This window comes from Chromobacterium sp. CCUG 30098, from assembly GCF_059916605.1.
This window is the reverse complement of the sequence record NZ_JAUCGS010000001.1, coordinates 795248-820821: the sequence shown is the minus strand read 5'-3', so window position 1 is coordinate 820821 and position 25574 is coordinate 795248. Positions and strand designations below refer to the sequence as shown.

Genomic DNA, 25574 nt, shown 5'->3' with positions numbered 1-25574 from the left:
GCCCAGATGACCATGGCCATCTCGCGCTCTCAGTCGCTTGCCTTGTCGCGCGCAGGCTCGCCAGGCTTTGAACAGGCGCTGAGCACCCACACCAAGGCGCGAGAACTTTCGCCTGCGACGCCGGTCCATCCTGGCTGGCGCGACGCGTAAAAGAAAATGGCGCCAGCGGCGCCATATGAAGAATGAGGAACATCTCTGGGTGAAGCGAAAGTGGAAAGCCACTGAATCCCCACACCAAGCCGCGAAGCGCCTGACGCTTCACGACCTAAACAGATGGACTCATCATGCACCATGCGCCCCGCCAGGGCACCTGTCCCTTGTTACAGCGGGGTTTTGTTGACATAGCACATTGCCATTTCATCCGGTCAAAATTTTCCCAAAAACATAGAAACCCCCGCTTTTGGGCGATAAAAAACGCCTTGCAACCGTGCAAGGCGTTTTTTGCTGCGTTGATCCGCGGCTTATTTGGAATTATTCACCATGTACTCGACGGCGGAGCGGAACTCGGCGTCGCTGCCGGTATAACCGCCTTTGGCCGGCATCGCGTTCAAGCCCTTGATACCGATCTTAACCACTTCGTCCAGACCCGGCTTCAGACGTTCGGCCCAGGCCGCCTTGTCGCCGAACTTCGGCGCGCCGGCGATGCCGGCCGCGTGGCAGGCCATGCACACGCTGTCGTAGATTTTCTTGCCCACCACGGCCGGGTCCGCCGCCGCGGCCGCGCCGCCTGCGCCGCCCACCGGCGGTTCGGTGAACTTTCCGCCCGCGGAGTTGCCCATATAGGCTACCGCGCGCTTCACTTCGTCATCGCTCAGGTCGGTGGCGCCGCCCTTGACCGGCATCGCGTTGAAGCCCTGCAGCGCGTGCTGGGTCAGCGTGTCCCAGCCCTTGGCGATGCGCGAACCCCAGGTGGCCGTGTCGCCGAACTTGGGTGCGCCGGCCAGGCCGGTGCCGTGACAGGAAATACAGATGCCTTTATATACCTGTTCGCCAGTGCGCATTCCCGGAGGCGCGTCGCTGGCCTTGGCTTCGCCGACCGGTTTCAGGCGAGACGCAATGGCCTCCTTGGTCATTACTTCGGCATCCACGTTGTAACCGCTGGTAGCCAACTTGGCCAAAAGCCAGATTGCCACTACAAGAAAGACAACGACGCCAACCAGCACTTTGATGACCTGGCCGGGAGCCATTCCGTTCTCATTACTCATTACGAGCCTCGCCTGGAATTAATGACATTTAAAATAGGATAATTATACGGTAAGCCTGAAGGCAAGGCAAAACCATACACTGGACTCGGGTAAGGAAGTTGCGCTATGATGCGGGCCTGCCTCAAAGCAAGCACAGCGCACCCGTAGCTCAGTTGGATAGAGTGTCAGTTTCCGAAGCTGAAGGTCACAGGTTCGATCCCTGTCGGGTGCGCCACAACATCTCAGTATTTTCCGTTTTTCCGCTTTTCCCATTATTTTTCCGCGACGCGCGCCGAAACCGCGTTTTCGTCTAAACGCGTCCTGCATCGCCGCAGCCGTCTTCCCGTCTCCGCAATGAAAAAAGCGGGCCGCTTGCGCGTCCCGCTCTCTTGCCTTGGCCTAGGCTCAGCCTCAGGCCAGCGTCGCCACCGGCTCCGCTGCGTCGTCGTCCTCTTCGCCGAGGAAGCCCCCGCTCTGATGCGCCCACAGCCGCGAGTACAGGCCGCCCTTGGCCAGCAGGCTGCGGTGGTCGCCCTCTTCCACGATGCGCCCCTTGTCCAGCACGATCAAGCGGTCCATCGCCGCGATGGTGGACAGCCGGTGGGCGATGGCCACCACGGTCTTGCCCTCCATCAGCCGATACAGACTGCGCTGAATCGCCGCTTCCACTTCCGAATCCAGCGCGCTGGTGGCTTCGTCCAGCAGCAGGATGGGCGCGTCCTTCAACATCACCCTGGCGATGGCGATGCGCTGGCGCTGGCCGCCGGACAGTTTGACCCCGCGTTCGCCGACATGAGCATCGTAGCTGACGCGTCCCTTGGGGTCGGTCAAGGTCAGGATGAAGTCGTGCGCCTCCGCGCGGCGCGCGGCGGCCTCCATCGCCGCGTCGTCGGCGTCCGGCCTGCCGTAAAGCAGGTTGTCGCGCACCGAGCGGTGCAGCAGCGAGGTGTCCTGCGTCACCATGCCCACCTGGGCGCGCAGACTGTCCTGCGTCACCCGCGCGATATCCTGGCCGTCGATCAGAATGCGGCCGCCGTCCAGATCGTAAAAGCGCAGCAAGAGATTGACGATGGTGGATTTGCCCGCGCCGGAGCGGCCGACCAGGCCGATCTTCTCGCCCGGGCGTATCGTCAGCGACAGCTGTTCGATCACGCTCTTGCTGCCGCCGTAGCTGAAATCCACCTGATCGAAGCGGATCTCGCCCTGCTTCACCGCCAAGGGCTTGGCGTCGGCGCTGTCATTGACCAGCACCGGGCGCGACAGGGTGGCGATGCCGTCCTGCACCGTGCCCACTTGCTCGAACAGCGAAGCCATCTCCCACATGATCCAGTGCGAGATGCCGTTCAGGCGCAGCGCCATCGCGGTGGCCGCCGCCACCGCGCCGACGCCGACTTCGCCCATGCTCCACAGCCACAAGGTGGCGCCGGCGGTGCTGGCGATCAACAACATGCTCAGGCTGTGGTTGATGATTTCGAAGCCGCTGATCAAACGCATCTGGCGATAGGCGGTGGCCAGGAATTCCTGCATCGCGCCGCGGGCGAAGCCGGCCTCGCGCTGGGCGTGCGAGAACAGCTTCACCGTGGCGATATTGGTGTAGGCGTCGGTGATGCGGCCGGTCATCAGGCTGCGCGCGTCGGCCTGGGCGGTGGCGGCCTGGCCCAGACGCGGCACGAAGAAGTACAGCGTGGCCACGTACAAGGCCAGCCAGGCCAGGAAGGGCCACAGCAGACGGCTGTCGAAACTGCCGACCACGGCGATCATGGTGACGAAGTAAATCACCACGAACACCAGGATGTCGGCGACGATCATCACCGTTTCCCGCACCGCGATCGCGGTCTGCATCACCTTGGCGGAGACCCGCCCGGCGAATTCGTCCTGATAGAAATTCATGCTCTGCCGCAGCAGGTGGCGGTGGAAATTCCAGCGCAGCAGCATGGGGAAGTTGGCGGACAGGCCCTGGTATTTGATCAGCGCCTGCACGGCGATCAGCAAGGGACTGGCCAGCAGGATGCCCGCCAGCAGCAAGAGATTATGGCGTTGCGCGTCCCACAACAGCGCGGGCTTGACCGCGCTCAGCCAGTCCACGACGGAACCGAGCATGGAGAACAGCAAGGCCTCGAAGGCGCCGATGCCGGCGGTCAGCAAAATGACGGCCGCAATCAGGCCGCGCAGGCCGCGGGTACAGAACCACAAAAATGGGAAAAAGCCCTTGGGAGGTTGGGCCGGAGACGTGTCGGGATACGGATGGATCCGCTTTTCGAACCAGTTGAACAAAGATCGCTCCAGTGCAGAGGCCGCCTCTTGAGCCGCGCCTGCTTTGGGTTTAATGGGAAGTAGGACAATAGCCAAGCGCTGAAAATCGCGCAATGGAAAGTTGGCGTCGACCATGCCCGCATTTGTCATATTCAGCCAATAAACGCGAACAGGGTTGATTTGTAGGCAACTACATTGGCTAAAACGCGACAGTCAGCACAACTCCTCGAGCTTTTCCGTCTTGCGGCTGCGCAGGTCCACCACGCGGTGAATCTCGATGCGCAGCTGGCCGCGGTAAACGTTCCACATCACCAGCGCGGCCCGCCGCGCTTGTTCCTGGCTGGGATGCAGCGGCCCGCTGTCGTCGACGCCGAACTGCTCCGAGATCAGTTTCAAACGATACATCCCCCTTGCGCCCCCCAAGGCCGCGGCGTCCGCTTTCACCGCCGGCAAAAAGTGAGAAACTCGCCATGCCGATGTTTCCTTGATTCCGCCAAAAACAAACCATTGGCATAATTTTACGCGAAGCAAGCGCCGTTTCGCGGACGGCGGCGCTTAGCGACACGAGATTTGGCGCGGGAAACAGCGCGGGCCAAGGGCCCTTGGCATTTATTGACGGATTTTTCCGCTCTTGAGAATGATTCTACCCATTACCGGTGGCATCAGGCAAAGATTCCTGAATTAATTCACGCAGATGTAATATAAACGGATAGAACAATAGCGGGAGAGCCGCGCCGGCCACAGTGAAGAGCGTCCCGGCGCGGCAAGGGAATCAGCAGGAGGTCAAGGCGTGCACATCGCTGCGCTGAGGGTGGCGGATGCGCGCCAAGGCGGCGTCTATCGTCGGGGTGTGCTCTCCCCAATAGCCGTGGCGCGCCAGACAATCGCTGGCGACCAAGGCCGCGTCTATCATGAAGCGCTCTTCCAACAGCAGGCGTTCCACTTCGGCGAACGGCGTCAGGATGTGCTCGGCCACCTCGCCGTCCTGGTTACAGGGCGTCTCCCCCGCGTCCAGCCACAGATCGAAAGCGTAAATCCATTCGCGGTGCAGGCCGCGCTGCACCGGGCGCTCGGCCAGCAGCAAGCTGGATTGCGGCAAATCCCGCACCTGCTCGCGGCGCACGCCGGCTTCTTCCCACCCCTCGCGCTCCAGCGCCAGTTCTATGGTTTCGCCGGCGGCGACGCCGCCGCCGACCAGGTTGTCCATGCGATTGGGGTCCACCGCCTTGTGCGGGCTGCGGCGCCCCACCCACATCCGCACTTCGCCGGACGGCAAACGGGTCAGCCCGTTCAGGTGCACGGCGCGGCTGGTCAGGCCCAGCGGGCGGAAAGCGGCGCGTTCCAGTTCGAAATAAGGGGAGCCGTCGTGACGGAAGGCGGTGAAGTTCTCATTGCGCCAGCCATTGAGCCAACCGGCCTGCTGCCAGCGCCGCGCCGCCTGCGCCAGCGCGTGGCTGATGCTGCGGTAACTGCCATCCAGCCGGCAATGCAGTTTCTGGTATTGCTCCTCGAACAGCTGCGATTCGCTGTTCAGCAAGCGTTCCTTCCACGCCGCGTTGACCCAGCCCAAGCGCTCTTTGCCGATATACAAAGGCGTGAATTGCTGACGATCAAAACGGGTGATCTTGTCGAGATAGGCCAGAACCGCATCCACTTGCATTGCCGACTCCGCTGCGATGTGTTTCGGGAAGGCTGCATCTTAGGATGCTTCTTGGGCTTTGACTATATCTGGCGTAACAGCCGGCAAATAAACAGATTATTTTGCGTTGGGATGTTGCGGAATTGTCTCGGCGGCCGCTTCGGCCAACCCTCCGTCCAGACAATTTAACGACTTTGTCATTTCAATTTATCCGCCAGCCCCGAGTAACGCTGCGGCGCCGCGACGGCCGCCTGTTCCCACACCGGCTGCGCGCCGGACACGAGGAAGCGCTCCCGCGCCCGGGTGATCGCGGTATACACCAGCGCCCGGTTCAGCAAGGGCCCCGCCGCTTCCGGCAGCTGCAGACAGACCTCGCCGAACTCGGACCCCTGGCTTTTGTGCACCGTCATCGCGTACACGGTGTCGTGCTGCGGCAGCCGGCCGGGGGCGAATTCGCGCCAGCCGCCGTCGTCGCCGGGAAAGGCCACGCGCAAACCGGCCTCGCGCTGCACCGTGAAGCCGATGTCGCCGTTGAACAGGCCCAGGCCGTAATCGTTCTCGCTGATCATCACCGGCCGCCCCGGATACCAGTCGCGGCCGGCCGGCTTGTCGCCGTCGGCCTCCAGCTGCCGCTCCACGCGCAGATTGAAGGCCTCCACCTGCCGCCGTTCCGCCGCCAGCAGCATGAAGCCGGCGAAAGCCTGCTGCCGCTCGGCCAGCGGCGCGTCCGCGCGCACCGCCCGCCAATACGGCCGCCAGCGCGCCAGCACCTCCGCCGCCTCCAAGGCCGGCACCGCTTCCACATCGCCCCACACCGGGTCCTGCAGCACCGCCCAACTGCCGACGCCGTCGCCCGCGTTCACCCGCCGCGCCAGTTCGCCGATGCCGGAATCGGCGCCGAAACGATGGCTGTGGGTCAGCAGCGCCACGCAATCGGTGAGCTTGCCGCCCGCGCCCGGCGTCGACGGCAGGGTTTCGCCGCAGTTCACCCGCAGCCAGTCCAGAGTATCCGGACGGTAATGGATGTCGGCGCACAAATCGCCCAGCACCGCGCCGGCGTCCACCGAGGCCAGCTGATCGCGGTCGCCCAGCAGAATCAGCCGCGCCTGCGACGGCAAAGCCTCCACCATGCGCGCCATCAAGGACAGGTCTATCATCGACGCCTCGTCCACCACCAGCACGTCCAGCGGCAAAGGATTGCCGGCGTGATGGCGCGGCGCCGCCGCGCCCGGGCGCAAGCCCAGCAAGCGGTGCAGCGTCTGCGCCTGCTGCGGCAATTGCCGCAGCGTATCCTCGGCCAGGTCCAGCCGCGCGCGCGCGCCGCGCACCGACTCCGACAGCCGCGCGGCGGCCTTGCCGGTGGGCGCCGCCATCGCCATCACCAGCGGCCGCGGCGACAGGCCGGCGAGCAAGGCCAGCAGCTTGAGCACGGTGGTGGTCTTGCCGGTGCCCGGACCGCCGGAAATGATCATCAGGCGCTGACGCGCCGCCAGGGCCGCCGCCAGCTTCTGCCGGTCCGGACCCGCCGCGGACGCCGCGCCGAACAAAGCCTCCAGCAAAGGGCGCAAGCGCGCGCCGTCCGGCGCCGGTCCCGGCTCGGCCAGCGCGGCCAGGCGCTCGGCCAGCCGCGCTTCGTCGAACCAGTGGCGGGCGAAATACAGCCGGCCGGCGGCGTCCAGGATCAGGGGCGCGTAGTCGCCGGGGCGGCCGACCAGCGCGCTGGCCTGCAAGGCCTTGCGCTCCGGACGCTGCGCCAGCGGCAGGCAGACGTGGCCGGCCTGATTGGCGCTGGCCAGCTCGTGGATCAACGCCAACGCGGCCTCGTCCACGCCGGGATCGAGACGGGCGAACAAGTGGGCGAGTTCGGCGGGCAACAGGGCTTGCTGGACAGACATGGCTTGGAATCCGGATGCTTTGCGCTCCGCGACGCGGAGCCGGAATGGGGAGACTCGAAGCGCTTCAGCGCAATTTGCCGCTATCTTGCAGCTGCTGAATCGCCTTGTCCAATTGCGGCAACAGTTGCCGGTATTGCGGATGCAGGCGCAGCATCACCGACACGCTGCCCACGACGTCGCCCGCCGCGCAGGGCTGCGCCTCCGGCGCGCGGTTCAGCAGCAAGTCCAGCTGACGCTGGCTCAAGACGATGGCCTGCATGCTGCCCTGGCGCAGACCGCTGATCAGATCGCTTTCGCTGGCGGCCTCCACCCGCTTGAATTGCCCGCTGGCGAAACCGGCTTCCAGCACGGGGTAGCTGCGCCCCTGCAGCACACCCAGACTCAGGCCGCTGAGGCTGGCCGGCGCCGCGCCCTTGCGCCGCTTGCCGGGGGCGAAGCACAGCCGCAACGTCTGCACGTCGATGGGCCGGGTGTAGAAGCCGGCCACCGGCGACAGCGCGCGCCAGGACGGATTGACGCCCACTTCCACGTCCACCTTGCCCACCTCGAACAATTGCTGCAGCCGCGACGACGGATAGTACTCCAGCTCGAAGCGGACGCCGCTGTGCCGGCCGATCAGCTCCAGCGCGGCGCGGTACTGGGTGGCCAGCGCGCCGTCCTGGGCGCTGTACAAAGGGCCGAAGCTGTCGTTGGCCACGCCGGCGCGCAAGCCGGGCGCGGCCGCGGCCGGCATCGCCAGCAGCAAGGCGATCAGCCGGACGCCGCGCTCAAGCAAGCCGGGCTTCCAGCGCATCGCAAATGGTTTTAAGAATTTTGATGCGGGCATAGTATTTATTATTGGCCTCCACCAGCGTCCACGGCACCTTGCTGGTGCTGGTGCGGTCCACCATATCGCTGACGGCCAGCTTGTAGGCGTCCCATTTGTCGCGGTTGCGCCAGTCTTCCTCGGTGATCTTGAAGCGCTTGAAGCCGGTTTCCTCGCGGCCCTTGAAACGCGCCATCTGTTCGTCCTTGCTGATGGCCAGCCAGAACTTGACGATGACGGCGCCGTTTTCGCTCAGCTGATGCTCGAAATCGTTGATTTCGTAATAGGCGCGCATCCAGTCCGCCTCCTTGGCGAAGCCCTCCACCCGCTCCACCAGCACCCGGCCGTACCAGGTGCGGTCGAAAATGGTGATGCCGCCCTTGCCCGGCATATGGCGCCAGAAGCGCCACAGCCAGGGTTTGGCCTTTTCTTCCTGGGTGGGCGCGGCGATGGGCACCACCCGGTAGCGCCGCGCGTCCAGCGCCTGGGTGATGCGGCGTATGCTGCCGCCCTTGCCGGCGGCGTCGTTGCCTTCGAAAGCCAGCACCAGCGAATGCTGGGCGAAGCGCGGGTGACGGGTCAGCCGGTGCAGCCGGCCTTGCAGTTTTTCCAGCTCGGCCTTGTATTCGCCCTTGTCCATGGGCTGGTCCAGTTGCAGGGTGTCCAGCAACAGCTTGTTGTCTATCGGCGCCAGCAGCGGCGGCGCGTCTATCAATTCGGCCTGCGACCCCTGCGCCTGCGCCAGCCGGTTGCGGATGGCGTTGAGCAGGGTGTTGCCCACGGTCAGGCTGCGGTAATTGGCGTCCTCGCCGTCCACCACCACCCAGGGCGCGGCGGCGGTATTGGTCAGCCGCAGGATGTGCTCGGCGGATTTGCGTATCTTGTCGTAGCGCTCGTAATGCTCCCAGTCGGTCTTGGTCACGCGCCAACTGCTGGCCGGATCTTTTTCCATCTGCTTGAGCCGCTTGTGCTGCTGCTCCCGGGTCAAGTGGAACCAGAACTTCAGCACCAGCGCGCCGTCCATGGTCAGCATGCGTTCGAAGCGCAGGATGTCGAATATCTGCTTGTCCAGCGCGTCGCGGTCGCTGCGGGCGAACACCCGGTCGAACAGGGCGTCGGAGTAATAGGAGCCGAAGAACATGCCGATGCGGCCCTTGGCCGGCAGCTGCATCCAGTAACGCCACATCCAGGGCCGGGCGCGGGCGTCGTCGTTGGCTTCGGCGAAGGCCACGGTGTCGATCAGGCGCGGGTCCAGCCATTCATTGATCAGATTCATGGTTTCGCCGCGGCCGGCGCCGTCGAAGCCGTGAATCAGGATCAGCACCGGAAAATCGGCTTTCTCCTTCAAATCGTATTGCAGGTCCAGCAAGGCCTCGCGCAATTTGGGCATGGCTTCCCGGAATGTCTTTTTATCGATGCTATGGCCGATTTCGGCGGATTCGAACATGATGCGTCCTTGTTATTGTCGGCCCGCGCCCGGCGCCACTCTCCCCTTCCGGCCGCGTTCCACTTCAGATAGTTCAGCTTAGTCCCATGACCGCGGCTTGCGCACTCCGCATTCCTACGCATGCCCGGCGAACCATTGGTCCAGCGCCTCCAGCAAGGCCGGCGCGGGCTGATCGCTCCAGATCCCGCAAGCGTCGGCGCCGACGCCGCGCAGATAGAGATAACGCACGCCGCCGAAGCGGGCGGCGAAGTCCACGCCGCGCGCGCTGAAATAGCGCCGCAGGGCCACGCAGTAAATCAGGTATTGCAGATAATAATGTTCTTGGGCGATGGATTCCGCCAGCCGCTCGGCGCGATAGTCTTCGCGCCGCCCGCCCAGGTGGTTGGATTTATAGTCCACCAGATAAATGCGCCCGTCGGACTCGAACACCAGGTCCATGAAACCCTTGAGAAAACCGCGCACGGTGGAAAAGTCCAGTTGCGCCGCCGCCGCGCGCAAGGGCGCAGCCAGGCCGTGTTCCGGCGCGGACAGGATGGCGGCCAGCTTAGCCACCTCCAGCCTGGGCGCCGGCAGCATGAACTCCATCTCCACCAGCCGCTTGCCGTCCGGCACCTCGGCCAGTCTCACCCCCGGATCCAGTTCCGCGTTCAGCGTGGCCGCCACCATCTCGCAGCCGGCGTCGGCCCACTCCGGCGCGAAGCCGTGCTTGGCCAAGGCCCGCTCCACCGCCTGCCGCAGGCCGGCGTCGTCCACGCCGAAGCTGATGGTTTCAAAAATCTCGTGCAGGCAGGTGCCGGCCTTGGCCCCGCGCGGAAAACCGAAACGATCCAGGGCCGGCGGCTCCGGCGCTTCCGCCGCCGCCGCGGGCTGCCCCGCGTCGTGGTCCGGGCTCTCCTGCCATTTGCCGGCCGCCTGCGCGTGGGTCAGCGAGGTGAAGCTGGCCACCCGCCACGGCGCGGCCAGCCGGCGCGTGAACGCTTGAGCCTGATAATCCCGCCCCGTTTCGCGCCGCGCGGCCAAGGCCGGCCGCGCGCCGTCCTCCTCCAGCACCGCGCAAGCGCCTGCCGCGGCGGCGTTGGCCGTCGCCGCGAACGCCTCCAGCTCCCGCCTGAGCACGGCGTCGTCCAGTTCCAGCGTTTCCAGCTCCGGCAAGGCGCGCGCGTCGCGGCCGTGCAGCAGCCAGCTCAGCGCCGCCGTCTCCATGCCGCGCACCCAGCCCCAGCACAGGTATTGGCGATATTGCGCCCGGGTCAGCGCCACGTAGAGCAGACGCAGTTTCTCCGCCAACAGTTCGCTGCGCGCCGCCAGTTTCACCTCGGCGTCGGCCGCGGCGTCCGGCGCCAGCCAGGATTGATCCTGAGCGTGGTAGCGCCAGAACGCGGCGTCGCGTCGCTCCAGCGCGCCGCCCCACAAAAAAGGACAGAAGGCCACCGGGTATTGCAGGCCCTTGGCGGTGTGGATGGTGACGATTTTGACCAGGGCCGCGTCGCTCTCCAGCCGCAGCACCGCCTCCTCTCCGCCCGGCGGCTGCGCCACCCGCGTTTCCAGCCAGCCCAGCAGCGGCGCCATGCCCTGGCGCTGATCGCTCTCTTGCTGAAGCAGTTCGGCCAGATGAGACAGATTGGTCAGCCTGCGTTCGCCGTCCGGCATCGGCAGCAGGCGTTCGGCCACCCGCTCCCGTGCGAAGAAATGCCGCCAGGCGGCCATGAAGCCGCGCTCCCGCCATAGCAGGTGGTCGGCGGCGTTGGCCTGCAGCTGCGCTTCCCAGCGCGCCTCGTCCTCCACCCGGGCCAGCAACTCTCCGGCGTCGACCCCGGCCAGTTCGGTCACCAGCGCCGCGCGCAGCCGCGCCTCGCTGGCCGGCTCCGCCCAGGCGCGCAGCAAGGCCAGCATCTCGCCGGCCTCGCGGCTGGCGAACACGCTCTCCTGGGTCAGCGCCACGCTGGCCACGCCGCGTTCGGCCAAGGACTGGCGCACCCGGTCCCCCTGACGATGGGTGGACACCAGCACGGCGATGTCGCCGCCGGCCAAGGGCCGGCGCGCCTCGCCGGCGATGATGGCGGCGCGATCGACCGCGGCCAGCGCCAGCAGACGCGCGATCTCGTCGGCGCAGGCCTCGGCGGCCCCTTCGGCGGCGGCTTCTCCGCTGGCGGCCTTGCCCTCGGTCTCCGGTCTCAGCCATTGAAAGCAGAACGGCGGCCTGTCGTCGTCGATGTCCAGCCGGCCGCCGGAGGCCGGTTGCGCCGCCACCGGCTGATAGGCGATGCCCTCGATCAGAAACGGCAGTTCCCGCGCGAACAGCGCGTTGACGGTGCTGACCAGCGGAGCCTCGGAGCGGCGGTTGGTGTCCAGCGTGTAATGATGTTGCGCGTCGTTACGCGCCGCCAGGTAGGCGAAGATGTCGGCGCCGCGGAAACTGTAGATCGCCTGCTTCGGATCCCCCACCAGGAAGACCGGCCGCCACTGCGCGACGAAGCAATGTCGGAAGATGGAATACTGAATGGGGTCCGTGTCCTGGAATTCGTCGATCAAGGCCACCTGGAAGCTGCGCGCCACGTGGGCCGCCAGCAGCGGACCGCTGATCGGGTCGGTCAACGCCGCGCCCAGATCGGTCAACAGGTCGTCGAAACTGCGGCTGCGCTCCCCCACGCGGCGCGCGCTCAATTGTTCATTGGTCCAGGCGATCAGCTCCAGCTTGAGTTGCGCCACCGACAGCGCCACCTCTTCCATATAAGCATCCCAGGCGCCCAGCCAGGCCTCCGTCAAGGCGAACAAGGGGTGCTCCGGCACGGCGTGGCCTTTCTTCATGCCCTTGGCCAGCGAGGCCGGCAGCAGCTTGTCCAGCTGGCGACGGCTCTCCTTGTCCAGCACCGGGGTGGTCTCCGGCGCGGCCAGCAGGCCGTCCAGGGCGCCGATGGCGCGTTCGATAATGGCCGGGCTGTAGCTGCGCGCGTTGAAGCCGACGGCGGCGCGCAGCAGATCGGCGGCCTCCGCCGCGCCTTCCGGCCGCGCCGCCAGCGCCCGCCAGCCCCGCTCCACCGCGAGCAAGGCGCGCTCCAGGCCGGCCACGTGCGGCGCGCGCATGCGCAGATAGGGCTTGGACAGATAGGGCCGGATGTCCGCCAGCCAGCCGTCCGGCGTTTCGCCGTTGTCCACCAGCACTTGGGCGAGCAAGGGATCGTCCACCACCCGCCTCCGCCAGAAGTCGTCGACGATCTCGATCAAGCGCTCCTCGTCGTCGCTGACCAGTTCGGCTTCGAAGGTCTGGCTGCTTTCAAAGGCGGCATCGGTCAGCACCCGCTGGCAGAAGCCGTGGATGGTGTAGATGGCGGCGGCGTCGAAGCCGGTGATCGCGGCCTTGAGCCGCTGCGAGGCCTGCTCCCGCGCCGCGCCGGGCGGGAAACGCGCCGCCAGCGCCGACAGAAAGGGATCGCCGCCGGCCTCGCCCTCTCCGGCCAGCGTCTGCGCCAGCTCGCTCAAGCGCCGGCGCAGCCGTTCGCGCAGCTCCGCGGTGGCGGCCTTGGTATAGGTCACCACCAGCACTTGATCGACGGTGGGCGGCGGCTGACCGTCGCGCTCTTCCAGCAATAACCGGGCGAACAGAGCCGCAATGGTCCAGGTTTTGCCGGTGCCGGCCGAGGCTTCGATCAGGTTGATGCCGCTCAGCGGGCAGTTCAGCGCGTCCAGCGCTTGGGGAAGCAGGCTCATGATGGCGACACTTTAATGCGATTCGGCCATTTAAACGACCCGTCATCGGGGCCAGCGTCGCTTGTCCGCATTCAGAAGCGCTCGTCCAGGATAGCGGGCAGGACGATTTCCCGCGCGAAGGAGGCGTCGGACAAATTCAGCAAGGCGCGCGTCAGGCTCACCACGTCGTGCAGCGGGATCAGCTGGCCGGCGCCGCGCTCGGCGGCGTGTTCGCGGGGCACGGACAAATCGTCCTCCGTATTGAGGTAGCCCAATTGCAGGCAGGTCACGGCCAGGCGCTGCGCGCGGTACTCCTCCCGCAGCGCGTCGGCCATGCCGCTCAAGGCGAACTTGCTGGCGGCGAAAGCCACTTCGGGACGGCCGCTGCGCGGCAGGCCCGAAGTCGACCCCGTCAGGATGAGCTGCGGCTTGGCCGCGCCCGACATGCGCGGCAGCAGATGTTTGAGCAGCAGAATCGTCGAAGCGATATTGACCTGGACCACTTCCATCAGTTCCAGATCCGAACAGCGGGAAAACGCATAGGAGGACTCAAACGCCTCCCGCTCCCAGATCCCCACATTGCACATCACCACGTCCAGCCGTTCCGGCAGCGCGCTCATCACTTGCTCCACGGCCAGCGCCGGCTTGGACAAATCGGCCTCTATCCAGTCCAGCGCAACGCCGGCCGGCGGCTTCAGGTCTTCCGGCCGGCGCCTGGAAACGCCGATCACGCGGTCGCCCTCCCGCCCCAATCCTTCCACAAAAGCCTTGCCAAGGCCCCGGCTCGCTCCAATGATCAGTATATTCACGGCGTCTCCAAAATGAATCTGCGCGGCGGTTCCGCGGCAGTGACAGACGAGAAGGATACCTGATTCGTCAAATTTGTCGGCCACGCCGGCAAAGGGGATAATCGCCGCCCGAACCCCGCATTCAAGGCCTGACACAATGAGCGACGCCGCAATCCGACTTTCAAAACGCATGGTGGAACTGGGCCTGTGCACGCGGCGCGAAGCCGACGCCTGCATCGAGCAGGGTCTGGTGAAAGTGGACGGCCAGATCGTCACCGCGCTGGGCAGCCGGGTGGAGCCGCAGCAGCGCGTCGAACTCCTGGGCCGGCCCGACGCGCAGCGCGACGCGGCGGTCACCCTGCTGCTGCACAAGCCGGCCGGCGCCGAGCCGCTGTCCCTGCTGGGCCCGGACAGCCAGATGCCGGGCGACGTCAGCGGGCTGAGCTGGCTGCCGCGCCATCGCCAGCATCTGCAAGGTGTCGGCGCCGTCGCCGATCGCGCCCACGGCCTGGTGGCGCTGACCCAGGACCGCAAGCTGGCGCAGCGGCTGGCCGATTGCCAGCTGGAATTCCTGATCAATGTCGACGCCGCGCCCGCCGCCGCCGAACTGCAACAAAGACAAAGCGGCCTGCGCCCCGGCGGCAAACCGCCGCGCGAACTCAAAGTCTCGCGCCAGAGCGACCGACAACTGCGCCTGGTGCTCGCGGCGCGCGACGCGCGCTGGCTGGACGATATCTGCGCCGGCCTGGGCGTCAGCCCGCTGGCGCTGCGCTGCATCCGCATCGGCCGGCTGGCGATAGGCCAGTTGGCGGCCGGGCAGTGGCGTTATGTGCCGGACTTCGAGCGTTTCTGAGAACCCAGCTTCATGCCCAGCGCCAGCGCCGCCGCCGCGTTGCGCGCGGCGCGGCTGACATTGTCCGCGGCCTCGGCCAAGGCCTGTTCCTGGCTGCACGGCCGGCTGACCGCGGCGAACACCGCGTCCAGCCCGTGCGCGTGGGTCAGCTCGCTGCCCGCGCCCAGACAACCGCCTATCGCCAGCACCGGCACCCCATGACGCCGAGCGACGCGGGCGACGCCTATCGGCGTCTTGCCTTGCACGCTCTGGCTATCGATGCGGCCTTCGCCGGTCACCGCCAGATCGGCGTCGGCCAACGCCGCGTCCAGGCCGACGGCCTCGGCGACGATGGCGCTGCCGGAACGCAGCCGGCCGCCCAGGCAGGCCAGCAGCGCGGCGCCCATGCCGCCGGCCGCGCCGGCCCCGGCCGCCTCGGCCGCGGCCACGCCCGACTCGCCCTCCATCAAGACCGCGAAATGCGCCAAAGCCGCATCCAGCACCGCCACCATCGCCGGCGTCGCGCCCTTCTGCGGCCCGAACACCGCCGACGCGCCGCGCGGGCCGGTCAGGGGGTTGTCCACGTCGCAGGCCACGTCGATGCGGCAGGCCGCCAGCCGCGGGTCCAGCCCGGACAGCTCCAGCCGCGCCAGGCTCGCCAAGGCCGCTCCGCCGGCCGGCAGTTCGCCTCCGTCCGCGTCCAGCAGCCTGGCGCCCAGCGCCTGCAACATGCCGGCGCCGCCGTCGTTGGTGGCGCTGCCGCCTATGCCCAGCACAAAGCGGCGCGCGCCGGCGTCCAGCGCGTCGCGGATCAGATCTCCGGTGCCGTGGCTGCCGGTCAGCAAGGGGTTGCGCCGTTCCGGCGGCAATAAGGCCAGGCCGCTGGCGGCGGCCATTTCTATCACCGCCACGCCGTCCGCGGTCAGCCCGTAGCGCGCGGACAAGGTCTCGCCCAGCGGGCCTCGCGCCGACGCCTCGCGCCACTGGCCGCCCAGGGCGTCCAGCATCGCCTGCACCGTGCCCTCGCCGCCGTCCGCCATCGGCAGCTTGTGGTAGCGGGCGGCGGGAAACACCTGGCGGAAGCCGTCCTCTATCGCCTGGGCCACCTGCAGCGCGCTCAGGCTTTCCTTGTAGGAGTCCGGGGCAATCACGATTTTCATGCGGTTTTCAATCACAAGAGACGACGATGGCAAGATATTAGCGATTGACCAGCCGCGGCGGAATCCGCAGCACCAGCAGCGCGCCGGCCAGCATCACGCCGGACAGAATGTACAACGCCGGATCCGTGCTGTGAGTCAGGTCCTTGATCCAACCCACCAGGAAGGGGCTGACGAAGCCGGCCACCTGGCCCAGCGAATTGATCAAGGCCAGCCCGCCGGCGGCGGCCGCGCTGCCGAGAAAGGCGGTGGGCAGCGGCCAGAACATGGACAGGCCGGCCAGCGCGCCCATGGTGGCCAGGCTCAGCCCCAGCATGGACAGCCAGACCGCGCCGCCGCTATTGGCCGCCATCAGCAAGCCCAGCACGCCCATCAGCAGCGGCAGCACCACGTGCCAGCGGCGTTCTCCGCGCCGGTCGCCGGAACGGCCGACCCAGACCATGAAGAAGCAGGCGGCCAGATAAGGCAGCGCGCTGAGCCAGCCGATGACGCCGGCGCTCTGGAAACCCAGACCCTTGATGATGGACGGCAGCCAGAAGTTGATCGCGTACACCCCCATCTGGATGGCGAAATAGATCGCGCCCAACATCCACACATTGACGTTGCGCAGCACGCTGGCGAAGGACTGCTCCACCGGCCGCTGCGCCGAGCGCCGCGCCTCGTCGTCGATCAGCGCCTGCCGCATCGCCGCTTTCTCTTCCGCGCTCAGCCAGCGCGCCTCGGCGATGCCGTCGTTCAGATAGAAATACACGCCCAGGCCCAGCAACACCGTGGGCAGGCCTTGCAGCAGGAACAGCCACTGCCAGCCGGCCAGGCCGCCTTGGCCGGCGGCGAAATGCTGCAGCATCCAGCCGGACAGCGGCCCGCCCAACACGCCGGACACCGGGATGGCCGACATGAACAGCGCCATCACCTGGCCGCGCTTGTCGGCCGGAAACCAGCGGGTGAAGTACAGCACGATGCCGGGAAAGAAGCCGGCCTCGGCCACGCCGGTGAAAAAGCGCAGCGTGTAGAAGGACTGCGGCGTGGACACGAACATCAGACAAGCGGACAAGGTGCCCCACACCAGCATCAGCAAGGCGATCCAGCGCCGCGCGCCCACCTTGTGCAGCATCAGATTGCTGGGCACGCCGCACAGCACATAGCCGATGAAGAAAATGCCGGCGCCCAGGCCGTAGACGGTTTCGCTCAAGCCCAGCGCGTCCAGCATCTCCAGCTTGGCGAAGCCGACGTTGACGCGGTCCAGGTAGTTGAACAGATAACAAACGAAAATGAAGGGAATCAGCCGCCAAACGGCTTTCTTGTAAGCGCCGGCCAGAATGTCCTGCCGCGGCGCGCTCAGGGTATCGCTAGGGTTCACATCCATCTCCTCTGCGCGCGGGGGCTCTCCCTCCGGCGCGTCTCCTTGGTTCTGATGAATATTGTTTTTGTATCGCGTCGCTCATTCTGGTCAGCGCCAACGGAAAATACTTCGTGCAGACGTCTGGTTTATGCGCGGAAATTGCCGGAATATATTATGCAAACGCACAAACCCTGGACGCGCCATGCCCATTCTGACCGCCGAACTCGCGCAGGACATCGTCAGCCGCACCATGCGCATCATTCCGTTCAACGTGAACGTGATGGACGCCCAAGGCGCGATTCTGGGCAGCGGCGACGCCGGCCGGCTGGGGCAGTTGCACGACGGCGCGCTGCTGGCGCTGGCGCAACGACGCACGGTGGAAATAGACGAGGCCACCGCCGGCAAGCTGCACGGCTCCCGTCCCGGCATCAACCTGCCCCTGCACGTGAACGGCCGCATCGCGGGCGTGGTCGGCCTGACCGGCCAGCCGGAGCAGGTTCGCCAGTTCGGCGAACTGGTGCGGCTGACCGCCGAGATGATTCTGGAGCAGGCGCAGTTGCAGCGGGCGCTGCAACACGACGCGCGCCAGCGCGAAGCCTTTGTGCTGGAATGGATACGCGGCGAGCCCGGCCCGGCGCTGGACGCCTGGGCGCAGCGCCTGGGGCTGCGCTTGGAACAGCATCATGTGGCGCTGAGCCTGCAACTGGACGAAGAGGGCTTGGCCGCCGATCAGGCCCAGGCGGCGCTGCAACAGCTGCAATCGGCGCTGGCGGCGCGCTGGCCGCGCTTGCTGAGCGCGGCCACCGGCCCTTACGAGCTGGTGCTGGTGGAGGCTTGCGAGGAGGAAGGCGAAGCCGAGCGCGAAGCGCTGCTGCAACGCCGGCTGCGCGCGCTGGCCGCCTGGCTGGAAGAAACGGCGGCGCCCAGCTTCCGCCTGGGCATGGGCATTGCGCTGCCAGGGCGGGACGGCGCGGCCCAATCCTGTCTCAGCGCCCGCGCCGCCGCGCGCATCGGCCGGCAACGGCAGCCCAAGCGGCGGGCGCACAGCTATTACGAACTGGCGCTGCCGGTGCTGCTGTCCGGCCTGGATCACGGCTGGCAGGCCCAGCAATTGCGGCAGCCGCTGCAAAGGCTGGAGCAGGCCGGCAAAAGCGGACTGCGCCGCACCGCCGAGGCCTGGTTCGCCCACCAGTCCCACCCCGGCGCCACCGCGCGGGCGCTGCACATCCACCGCAACACGCTGGACTACCGGCTGGGCCGCATCGCCGACATCACCGGACTGGACCTGCAGCGTCACGAGGACCGTTTCCGGCTCTACGTCGCGCTGCTGCTGGGGTGACACTCGCTCGTCGACGGCCTCGGCCTCGGGCTACCGGCCGATGCGCTTGAGCCGCGCCGGCTTGGCCCCCTGCTGCGCCAGCGCGATTTCCAGCAAGGTCTCCAGATGCTTATGCGCAGTCCATGACTGCGGCAACGAAACAAGACCAAGACGGCGTATGGACACTTTTTGAGAGGCAGGCTCCAAGCCTGTCTCTAGTATTGCCCCCTGTCGCGATGCCCGAGATCGCCCTCACCGCACAGGACCGCCATATGCCCTCCATTCCCTTTTTCTCAAGTCGCCCCTCCCAGCAGCCTAGCCCGATTGAAGCGCAACTGCTCGCCAACGCAAAAACCCCGGCAGAACGCCGTGAAACGGAAAATCTGTTTGCTCAGGTGAAACAAATACGCAATGCACCCGATTCGTCGGCATCCACGCTTTCGCCCCCCGCCTTTCCCCTCACCTTGAAAAACGTTCTGCTGAGCGGCCTGTATGTCCAGGCCGGGGTCCAGTCGCTTCTCAACCGCGAATCGCCATTGCTTCCAGCGTTCTCCGCGCCATCCGCCCTCCCCTCGGCGCTGGTCCAGGTCCACAGCCAGCCCTATTCCCGCTCCGCGCCTCCACAGCCGGAAACGCCCCTGCTCCGCCAAGCGCGCCATGTCGTTCCCAAACCCAAGACCACGACCACGACCGCTGCGCCTGACGACGTCAAGATCGTTAAGATGTTTGATTTTTCCTGCATGAACGAAGGCGAGAACCTGTCCTTCGCCCAAGTGCTGCGCCAAATCGGCAAAACCTTGCGCAACCCCATCACCGCACTGGCCACGGAAAGCAAGCATGTCGACAGCTGGAGACAGGGCCGCGGCTGCGCCACGTCCGAGGAGATCTCGGCCATCACCGACATCACCGAGAAAGTCGATGCCATCACCTCCCAAGTCCTGACGCTGCTGCCAGGCAGCCAGCCCTTGGCCATCGCGCAATACATCGTCGGCCCTCTGCTGGAGCATGCAGCCAATGATCTGGAAGGCAAACCCACCTCGCGGGAAGAAGAACTCAACCTGTTGCAGCAAGTGACCCAACAAGCCCGCTTCAGCATTGATGGGATGAGCCATGCCGAGCGGCAGCGCTTGCAAACCGCGCCCCAGCCTGGCGGCAAGGCTTCAGGAATAGACCTGCCGGCATTCCATCTCAAAAACGGTCGTAACCACATCAAACTCAAAGCCAACGGCAAACACCATGACGTCGCCTTGTTGGAGAAGGATGGCCGCAGCTTTGCGCAAATCCCGGCCAAGCAGCAGGGAAAGTTTGCTAACCGCGAAGTCTATTTCAACCATCTCGCACAGGAATGGCGCTTGCTGGGCGATGGCAAATTCCGGCATTTCAGCAAGCAGGAACAATTGGCCGCCCATAAACTGGCGCTGGGTCCGCATCACTTGCATCGCTCCAGCAGCGCGAACACGCCTCATGTCTACAGCGTTCACAACTCCTTCACAGCGCAACCGGCACGGCTTGAAGCCATCGAGCTGTTTGGCCGCCTGGTGCCTTACCGTCATGAACTCGCCACCGGCAAGGAATACATCTACGATGCCCGCCGGCCTGACGCCGCGCCCCTGGAAGTGGAAAATCGTCTGGGCGAATGGCATATCAAGCACGAGCTCACGCGACAGGCCGCTCCCGAACTGCGCGCGGCCATCGCCAAGCACGACATCGCGCCGCTGGCCCTGGACGAGCGCCAGCTATCCACGCCCAATCACTTCGGCATCCAGCGCACCGGCGATGGCCAATACGTCCTGGCCATCGACCAGCAGTACTACCCCGTTCAACGGCACGGCAAGCAAGTGCAGCTTGGGGACGCCCGCAATCTGCAGATCGAGCTGAGCGCCCACGGCAAGCGCGTCGAGGTGGGATTGGCCAAACCAGCCAGCCGGGACAATCCCGCGTTCAAACTGGTTGACATGCCTATCATCGGCAAGCCGCTGAAAATCCGCGCCGCGCGCAAGGCCATAGGCAAGGCGCTGCCAATCGCGCAAACCAAAATCGCCAATGCGATCCAGGCCTTGAACCGCTCCGACCTTCGCCCCCAAGTCCAGTTGGCGGAGGAGGCCTATTTCGGCAAAACCTTCCATCAGGACCCGAAACGCTTGGCGCAGCTGGGCAAATATCTGGACCAGATCCGGGGCGACCTGGCGCGCATCGATACCGCCAACTTCAATTTCGACAGTCGGGTCGGCTCTCCCACCACGGTGGCGGAACTCTCCAGGGAGCAATACCAGATTCTGGGCCGCAAGCCCAAATCAAAAATCATCAATGTTGGCCGCGATGGCTTCTACGCCTATTACGAACGGATGGGCAAAAACCCGAGCGCGGTCGCCGATGTGCTGATCCACGAGCTGTCGCATGGCGGCCCCAACACGCTGGACTTCGCTTATGTCGGTACGCAAAAGCAGGCCCGCGTCGGCGATGTCGATGTATTCGAACTGATCAACCTCGCCAATAAGCATATCGAGAAGGATAGCCGCTACGGCGGCGCCGACCTGCCGCAGATCGATAACATCAACATTGCGTTCAAAGGGCTCAAGAACGCCGACTCCATCGCCCAGTTCGTCTCCTTCCTGGGCAAGGCGGACAGCGACCCTGCCGGTTTCGAGCGCGACTACCAAACACTGAAGGCCGCCGCCGACCGCTCTGACCATTTTCAGCAACGCCTGCCGGAAGGCGTGCCGGTGAGCCGCAACCGCCGCTCCATTGAGACCCCGGTCCCGTCACTGCCGCCGTTGCTGTTGCTAGTGGAACGACAAAGCGGCCGTTATCACTTGTATCGTCCGCTCGCAGGCTGATTCACCTGGCCCGCCGCCGGGCAGGGTCCAATCTCCCTGCCCGGCCCGCCGATGCGCTAAACTGTTCGGTTTAGACTTCTTGCGTAATCCCTCATGGGCCAGCCCTCTGCCACTCACCCCCTCCCCCGCCGGCTGGCCTGGATCGCCGCCGCCGGCTGCCTTGGCTACTATCTGCTGCTGGCGCTGCGTCCGGCCTGGCTGGAAGCCAAACTCGCCGGCTGGCCGGCGTCCGTTCTGCTGGCGCTGGCCATGTTCCTGCTGTTCTTCCTGCTGGCCGCCGGCTACGCGCTGGCCGCCGGCCGCGCCGACGACTCGGAGCGCGCATGAACCACGCGTCCGCCTTTTTCCTATTGTTCGTGCTGCTGACCCTGGCCATCACCGCCGCCGCCGCGCGGCGCACCGCCTCGGCCGGCGATTTCTACACCGCCGGCGGCCGCATCCGCGGCTGGCAGAACGGGCTGGCGCTGGCCGGCGACTACCTGTCCGCGGCGGCCTTCCTCGGCGCCGCCGGCCTGTATCTGTCCCAGGGCTACGACTCTCTGGCCTACGCCGTCGGCACCCTGGCCGGCTGGCCGCTCTTGCTGCTGCTGTTGGCGGAAAAGCTGCGCGGCAGCGGCTGCTACACCGCCGCCGCGGTGCTGGGCCGGCGCTTCGACCACGACGGGGTGCGGCTGGCCGCCAGCGTCAACTCGCTGACGGTGACGCTGTTCTACCTGATCGTGCAGATGGTGGGCGCCGGCAAGCTGATCGAGCTGCTGTTCGGCCTGCCCTATCTGGCCGCGGTGAGCCTGGTGGGCGCGCTGATGGTGCTCTACGTGGCGCTGGGCGGGATGTTGGCCACCACTTGGGTGCAGATGGTCAAGGCGGTGCTGATGTTCGGCTGCGCGCTGTTGCTGGCCGGCGGCGTGCTGGGGCGCTTCGGCGGCGATCCTGCGCGGCTGTTCGCCGCCGTGGAGGCCTTGCGCGGGCCGCAGGCCTTCCTGCCCAGCCCGGCGCTGAGCGATCCGCTGGAAGTGCTGTCGCTAGGCCTGGGCCTTTGCCTGGGCCTGCTGGGCCTGCCCCATGTGCTGATGCGCTTCTTCACCGTGCCTGACCGCCGCGCCGCGCGCCAGTCCGCCTGCTTCGCCACCGGCCTGATCGCGCTGTTCTTCGCCGTCAACATCATCATCGGCTACGGCGCGCTGGCGCTGGTGGGGCCGGAACCCAGCTTCCACGACGCCGCCGGCAAACTGCTGGGCGGCGGCAATATGGCCGCCATCCACCTGGCCACCTTGCTGGGCGGGCCGGCCTGGCAGGGCCTGGTGGCGGCGGTGGCCTTCGCCACCATCCTGGCGGTGGTGTCCGGCCTGGCCATGGCCGGCGCCAGCGCCATCAGCCACGATCTCTACGCGGTCTGGTGGCGGCGCGGCCGCGTCGACGCCCACGCCGAATTGCGGGTGTCGCGATGGGCCACCGTCGGCCTGGGCCTGCTGGCCCTGCTGTTGTCCACGCTGTTCCAGCAGCAGAACATCGCCTTCCTGATGGGCCTGGCCTTCGCCATCGCCGCCTCGGCCAATTTTCCGGTGCTGCTGCTGGCCCTGCACTGGCCCGGCCTCAGCGCGCGCGGCGCGCTGTGGGGCAGCCTGGGCGGGCTGGCCGCGGCGGCGGCGCTGATCGTGGCCGGCCCGGCGGTATGGGTGGGCATGCTTGGCCACGCCAAGCCGCTGTTTCCCTACGCCAACCCGGCGCTGTTCTCTGTGCCGCTGGCCTTTGCGCTGGCTTGGCTGGGTTCGCGCCGCGGCGCAACGGCGGTATCATCGGCTAGCGATACTTCTCACCGACCCTGACACTCATGACCACACTGACTCTTTACGGCAACCGACTGTCCGGCCACAGCTACAAGGTGCGCCTGGCGCTGATGCTGGCCGATGTTTCCCATGATTACGTCCATGTGGACCTGGAGCTGCCGCGCGAACAGCGGCCGGAGGATTTCCGCGCCGCCAGCCGTTTCGGCGAAGTGCCGGTGCTGGTGGCCGACGGCACCGCGCTGTGCCAGTCCAACGCCATTCTGCAATGGCTGGCCAATAATTTCGGCCAGCTCAGCGGCGAGCACGGCAGCCGCGAAACCGTGCGCGAATGGCTGAGCTGGGAAGCCAACCGCGTCGGCCTGTCGGTGCCCAATCTGCGCTGGTCGCGGATGAACCGGCTGCCTCAGCCGGAGGTGGAAGCCTGGCTGGAACAACGCGCGCGCGCCGATCTGGACGCCCTGGACGCCGCCCTGGCCGAACAGCCCTATCTGGCCGGCCAGCGGTTGAGCATCGCCGACCTGTCCGCCAGCGCCTATCTGTGGTGGCTGGCCGACGCCGGCCTGGACATCGCCGCTTGGCCTCAAGTCCGGGCCTGGCTGGAACGCATCGCCCAGCAGCCGGGCTGGCAGCACCCCGATGTGCTGATGGCGCCGGACATTCCCGACTAAGCCCCCACGGAGCCCCGCCATGTCGTCCCGTCCCGATTGCATCCGACACTGGAGCGAGCTGATCGAAGCCCGCTCGCAAAGCTATCCCGACAGCCGGGAGCCGCTGGCGCGCGGCGCGGCGCTGGGCAAGCATTACGGCTTCGCCCGCCTCGGCATCCATCACGAACTGCTGGAGCCGGGCCAACGCACCAGCTGGCCGCACGCGGAAAAAACCGAGGACGAATTCGTCCACGTGCTGGAGGGCGAGCCCGACGTCTGGCTGGACGGCGCGCTGCACCGGTTGCGGCCCGGCGACTCGGTCGGCTTCAAGGCCGGCACCGGCCTCGCCCACACCTTCATCAACAATAGCGATAAGCCGGTGCGCCTGCTCTGCGTCGGCGACGTCAACCGCGACGACAATCAGGTGCACTACCCGCTGCACCCGGCGCGCAACGCCGCCATCGGCCCGCAGCACTGGAGCGACGCGCCCGAGCGCCCGCAGGGCGATCACGACGGCCTGCCCGATCTGCTGCGCGCGGCCGGAGGCCCTTTCTAACATGCACGATTTTCTCCAAGCCGCCGCGTCCCTGATCGGCCCCGCCCATCTGCTGACCGAAGCCGCCGACACCGCGCCCTACACGCTGGACTGGCGCCGCCGCTACCAGGGCCGGCCGCTGGCGGTGGCCTTGCCCGGCAGCACCGCCGAGGCGGCCGAGCTGGTCAAGCTCTGCCGCCGCCATCAGGTGGCCATCGTGCCGCAGGGCGGCAACACCTCCACCTGCGGCGCGGCCACGCCGGACGCCAGCGGCCGCCAACTGGTGGTGGCGATGCGGCGGCTGCGCGCCGTGCGCAAACTGGACGCGGACAACAACGCCGTCACCGTGGAGGCCGGCGCCACGCTGCGCGAGGTGCAGTTGGCGGCGGAACAGGCCGGACGGCTGTTTCCGCTGTCGCTGGCCTCGGAAGGCAGCTGTCAGATCGGCGGCAATCTGTCCACCAACGCCGGCGGCGTCGCGGTGCTGCGCTACGGCACCATGCGCGAACTGACGCTGGGCCTGGAAGTGGTGCTGCCGGACGGCCGGGTGCTGGACGCGCTGGCCGGCCTGCGCAAGGACACCACCGGCCTGGACCTCAAGCAATGGTTCATCGGCGCCGAGGGACAGCTGGGCCTGATCACCGCCGCCACGCTGAAGCTGTTTCCGCTGCCCAGCGCCCGCGCCACCGCGCTGATCGGCGTGAACGACATCGAAACCGCCATCGTCTGGCTCAACGGCCTGCGCCAACGCTTCAACGACCGCCTCACCGCCTTCGAGGTGATCGAGGCCGACTGCCAACAGGCAATCGAACGCCACCGCCCCGGCCAATTGCCGTTCACCGCGCCGTGGCTGCTCTTGATCGAGCTGTCCGACGGCGGCGACGACGCCGCGCTGAACGAGGCGCTGCTGGACTGGCTGGCCGGGCAAACCCCGCGCGACGGCGTGGTGGCGCAAAGCGAGGCGGAGCGCCGCAAGCTGTGGCTGCTGCGCGAGGAGATTTCGGAAATCCAGAAACAGGACGGCCCCAGCATCAAGCACGACATCGCCGTGCCCACCTCGGCGCTGCCGCAATTGGTGCGCGACTGCGGCGCCGCGCTGCGCCGCGCTTATCCCGGCGTGCGCATCGTCGCCTTCGGCCACGCCGGCGACGGCAATCTGCACTACAACATCAGCTATACCCGGCCCGGCAACGTCGATCTGTTCGACGACGAGGCGGCGGTCAACGCCATCGTCTACGACCACGTCTACCGCCTGGGCGGCACGCTGGCGGCCGAACACGGCATAGGCCAGCTCAAGCCCCAGTGGCTGGAACGCTACAAGGACCCGCTGGCGCTGGAGCTGATGCGCGCGCTCAAGGCCGCGCTGGACCCGGAGCGGCTGATGAATCCGGGCAAGTGGCTGTGATGGATTGCCCCGCCCC

At 66.6% G+C, this 25574-nt stretch carries 19 protein-coding genes and 1 tRNA gene; 9 read left to right on the top strand and 11 right to left on the bottom strand.

Annotated elements, in window-relative coordinates; translation table 11 throughout:
* Positions 1 to 461 precede the first annotated feature (461 nt).
* A complete protein-coding gene (locus QUG03_RS03875; protein WP_500819418.1) occupies positions 462 to 1205 on the bottom strand; it encodes a c-type cytochrome in 744 nt (247 codons plus the stop codon).
* 137 nt (positions 1206 to 1342) lie between these two features.
* Between QUG03_RS03875 and QUG03_RS03870 the strand changes: the two genes are divergently transcribed.
* Positions 1343 to 1419, top strand: a tRNA-Arg gene (locus tag QUG03_RS03870).
* A 176-nt stretch (positions 1420 to 1595) separates the two neighbouring features.
* Here the strand turns inward: QUG03_RS03870 and QUG03_RS03865 are convergent.
* From QUG03_RS03865 to QUG03_RS03830, 8 genes are all read right to left on the bottom strand, one after another.
* On the bottom strand, positions 1596 to 3458 hold the full coding sequence (locus QUG03_RS03865) for an ABC transporter ATP-binding protein (protein WP_107800640.1): 1863 nt from the start codon (positions 3456 to 3458) through the stop codon (positions 1596 to 1598).
* A gap of 192 nt (positions 3459 to 3650) precedes the next feature.
* On the bottom strand, positions 3651 to 3842 hold the full coding sequence (locus QUG03_RS03860) for a hypothetical protein (protein ID WP_048409471.1): 192 nt from the start codon (positions 3840 to 3842) through the stop codon (positions 3651 to 3653).
* A 367-nt stretch (positions 3843 to 4209) separates the two neighbouring features.
* Positions 4210 to 5097: an NUDIX hydrolase gene (locus QUG03_RS03855; RefSeq protein WP_227105034.1), complete on the bottom strand. Its 888-nt coding sequence runs from the start codon at positions 5095 to 5097 to the stop codon at positions 4210 to 4212.
* 176 nt (positions 5098 to 5273) lie between these two features.
* Positions 5274 to 6971 carry an exodeoxyribonuclease V subunit alpha gene (gene recD / locus QUG03_RS03850; protein ID WP_500819416.1) on the bottom strand — a complete coding sequence of 566 codons (1698 nt, stop codon included), beginning with the start codon at positions 6969 to 6971 and terminating at the stop codon, positions 5274 to 5276.
* 64 nt (positions 6972 to 7035) lie between these two features.
* Positions 7036 to 7764 (bottom strand): substrate-binding periplasmic protein, encoded by a 729-nt coding sequence (locus QUG03_RS03845; protein WP_253313687.1) that lies wholly within the window; start codon positions 7762 to 7764, stop codon positions 7036 to 7038.
* Entirely contained in the window at positions 7739 to 9223 is a 1485-nt protein-coding gene (gene pap, locus QUG03_RS03840; RefSeq protein WP_227105040.1) for a polyphosphate:AMP phosphotransferase, read from the bottom strand. The genes QUG03_RS03845 and pap overlap by 26 nt, the downstream gene beginning before the upstream one ends.
* Before the next feature lie 114 nt (positions 9224 to 9337).
* Positions 9338 to 12931: an exodeoxyribonuclease V subunit beta gene (gene recB, locus QUG03_RS03835; protein ID WP_500819415.1), complete on the bottom strand. Its 3594-nt coding sequence runs from the start codon at positions 12929 to 12931 to the stop codon at positions 9338 to 9340.
* Positions 12932 to 13002: 71 nt separating this feature from the next.
* A complete protein-coding gene (locus tag QUG03_RS03830) occupies positions 13003 to 13719 on the bottom strand; it encodes an SDR family NAD(P)-dependent oxidoreductase (protein ID WP_107800646.1) in 717 nt (238 codons plus the stop codon).
* Positions 13720 to 13855: 136 nt separating this feature from the next.
* Here QUG03_RS03830 and QUG03_RS03825 point away from each other — a divergent pair, with 136 nt between their 5' ends.
* A complete protein-coding gene (locus tag QUG03_RS03825) occupies positions 13856 to 14551 on the top strand; it encodes a S4 domain-containing protein (RefSeq protein WP_235086357.1) in 696 nt (231 codons plus the stop codon).
* On the opposite strand, the gene QUG03_RS03820 is transcribed toward QUG03_RS03825, so the two are convergent.
* Both QUG03_RS03820 and QUG03_RS03815 read right to left on the bottom strand, forming a co-directional pair.
* Positions 14524 to 15690 carry a glycerate kinase gene (locus tag QUG03_RS03820; RefSeq protein ID WP_500819413.1) on the bottom strand — a complete coding sequence of 389 codons (1167 nt, stop codon included), beginning with the start codon at positions 15688 to 15690 and terminating at the stop codon, positions 14524 to 14526. The genes QUG03_RS03825 and QUG03_RS03820 overlap by 28 nt on opposite strands.
* Before the next feature lie 37 nt (positions 15691 to 15727).
* Positions 15728 to 17047, bottom strand: coding sequence for an MFS transporter (locus tag QUG03_RS03815; RefSeq protein WP_227105050.1), 1320 nt, complete (start codon positions 17045 to 17047; stop codon positions 15728 to 15730).
* 184 nt (positions 17048 to 17231) lie between these two features.
* On the opposite strand from QUG03_RS03815, the gene QUG03_RS03810 reads away from it, so the two are divergent.
* From QUG03_RS03810 to QUG03_RS03780, 7 genes are all read left to right on the top strand, one after another.
* Positions 17232 to 18368: a sugar diacid recognition domain-containing protein gene (locus QUG03_RS03810; protein ID WP_500819411.1), complete on the top strand. Its 1137-nt coding sequence runs from the start codon at positions 17232 to 17234 to the stop codon at positions 18366 to 18368.
* Between the two features lie 251 nt (positions 18369 to 18619).
* Entirely contained in the window at positions 18620 to 21184 is a 2565-nt protein-coding gene (locus QUG03_RS03805) for a hypothetical protein (protein WP_500819410.1), read from the top strand.
* 93 nt (positions 21185 to 21277) lie between these two features.
* Positions 21278 to 21511 carry a hypothetical protein gene (locus QUG03_RS03800; RefSeq protein WP_500819408.1) on the top strand — a complete coding sequence of 78 codons (234 nt, stop codon included), beginning with the start codon at positions 21278 to 21280 and terminating at the stop codon, positions 21509 to 21511.
* A complete protein-coding gene (locus tag QUG03_RS03795; RefSeq protein ID WP_500819407.1) occupies positions 21508 to 23010 on the top strand; it encodes a sodium:solute symporter family transporter in 1503 nt (500 codons plus the stop codon). Before QUG03_RS03800 ends, QUG03_RS03795 begins: the two co-directional genes overlap by 4 nt.
* A 5-nt stretch (positions 23011 to 23015) precedes the next feature.
* Entirely contained in the window at positions 23016 to 23639 is a 624-nt protein-coding gene (locus QUG03_RS03790; RefSeq protein ID WP_227105058.1) for a glutathione S-transferase family protein, read from the top strand.
* 19 nt (positions 23640 to 23658) lie between these two features.
* Positions 23659 to 24174: a cupin domain-containing protein gene (locus QUG03_RS03785; protein WP_107800656.1), complete on the top strand. Its 516-nt coding sequence runs from the start codon at positions 23659 to 23661 to the stop codon at positions 24172 to 24174.
* Between the two features lies 1 nt (position 24175).
* On the top strand, positions 24176 to 25558 hold the full coding sequence (locus QUG03_RS03780) for an FAD-binding oxidoreductase (RefSeq protein ID WP_500819406.1): 1383 nt from the start codon (positions 24176 to 24178) through the stop codon (positions 25556 to 25558).
* Positions 25559 to 25574 lie beyond the last annotated feature (16 nt).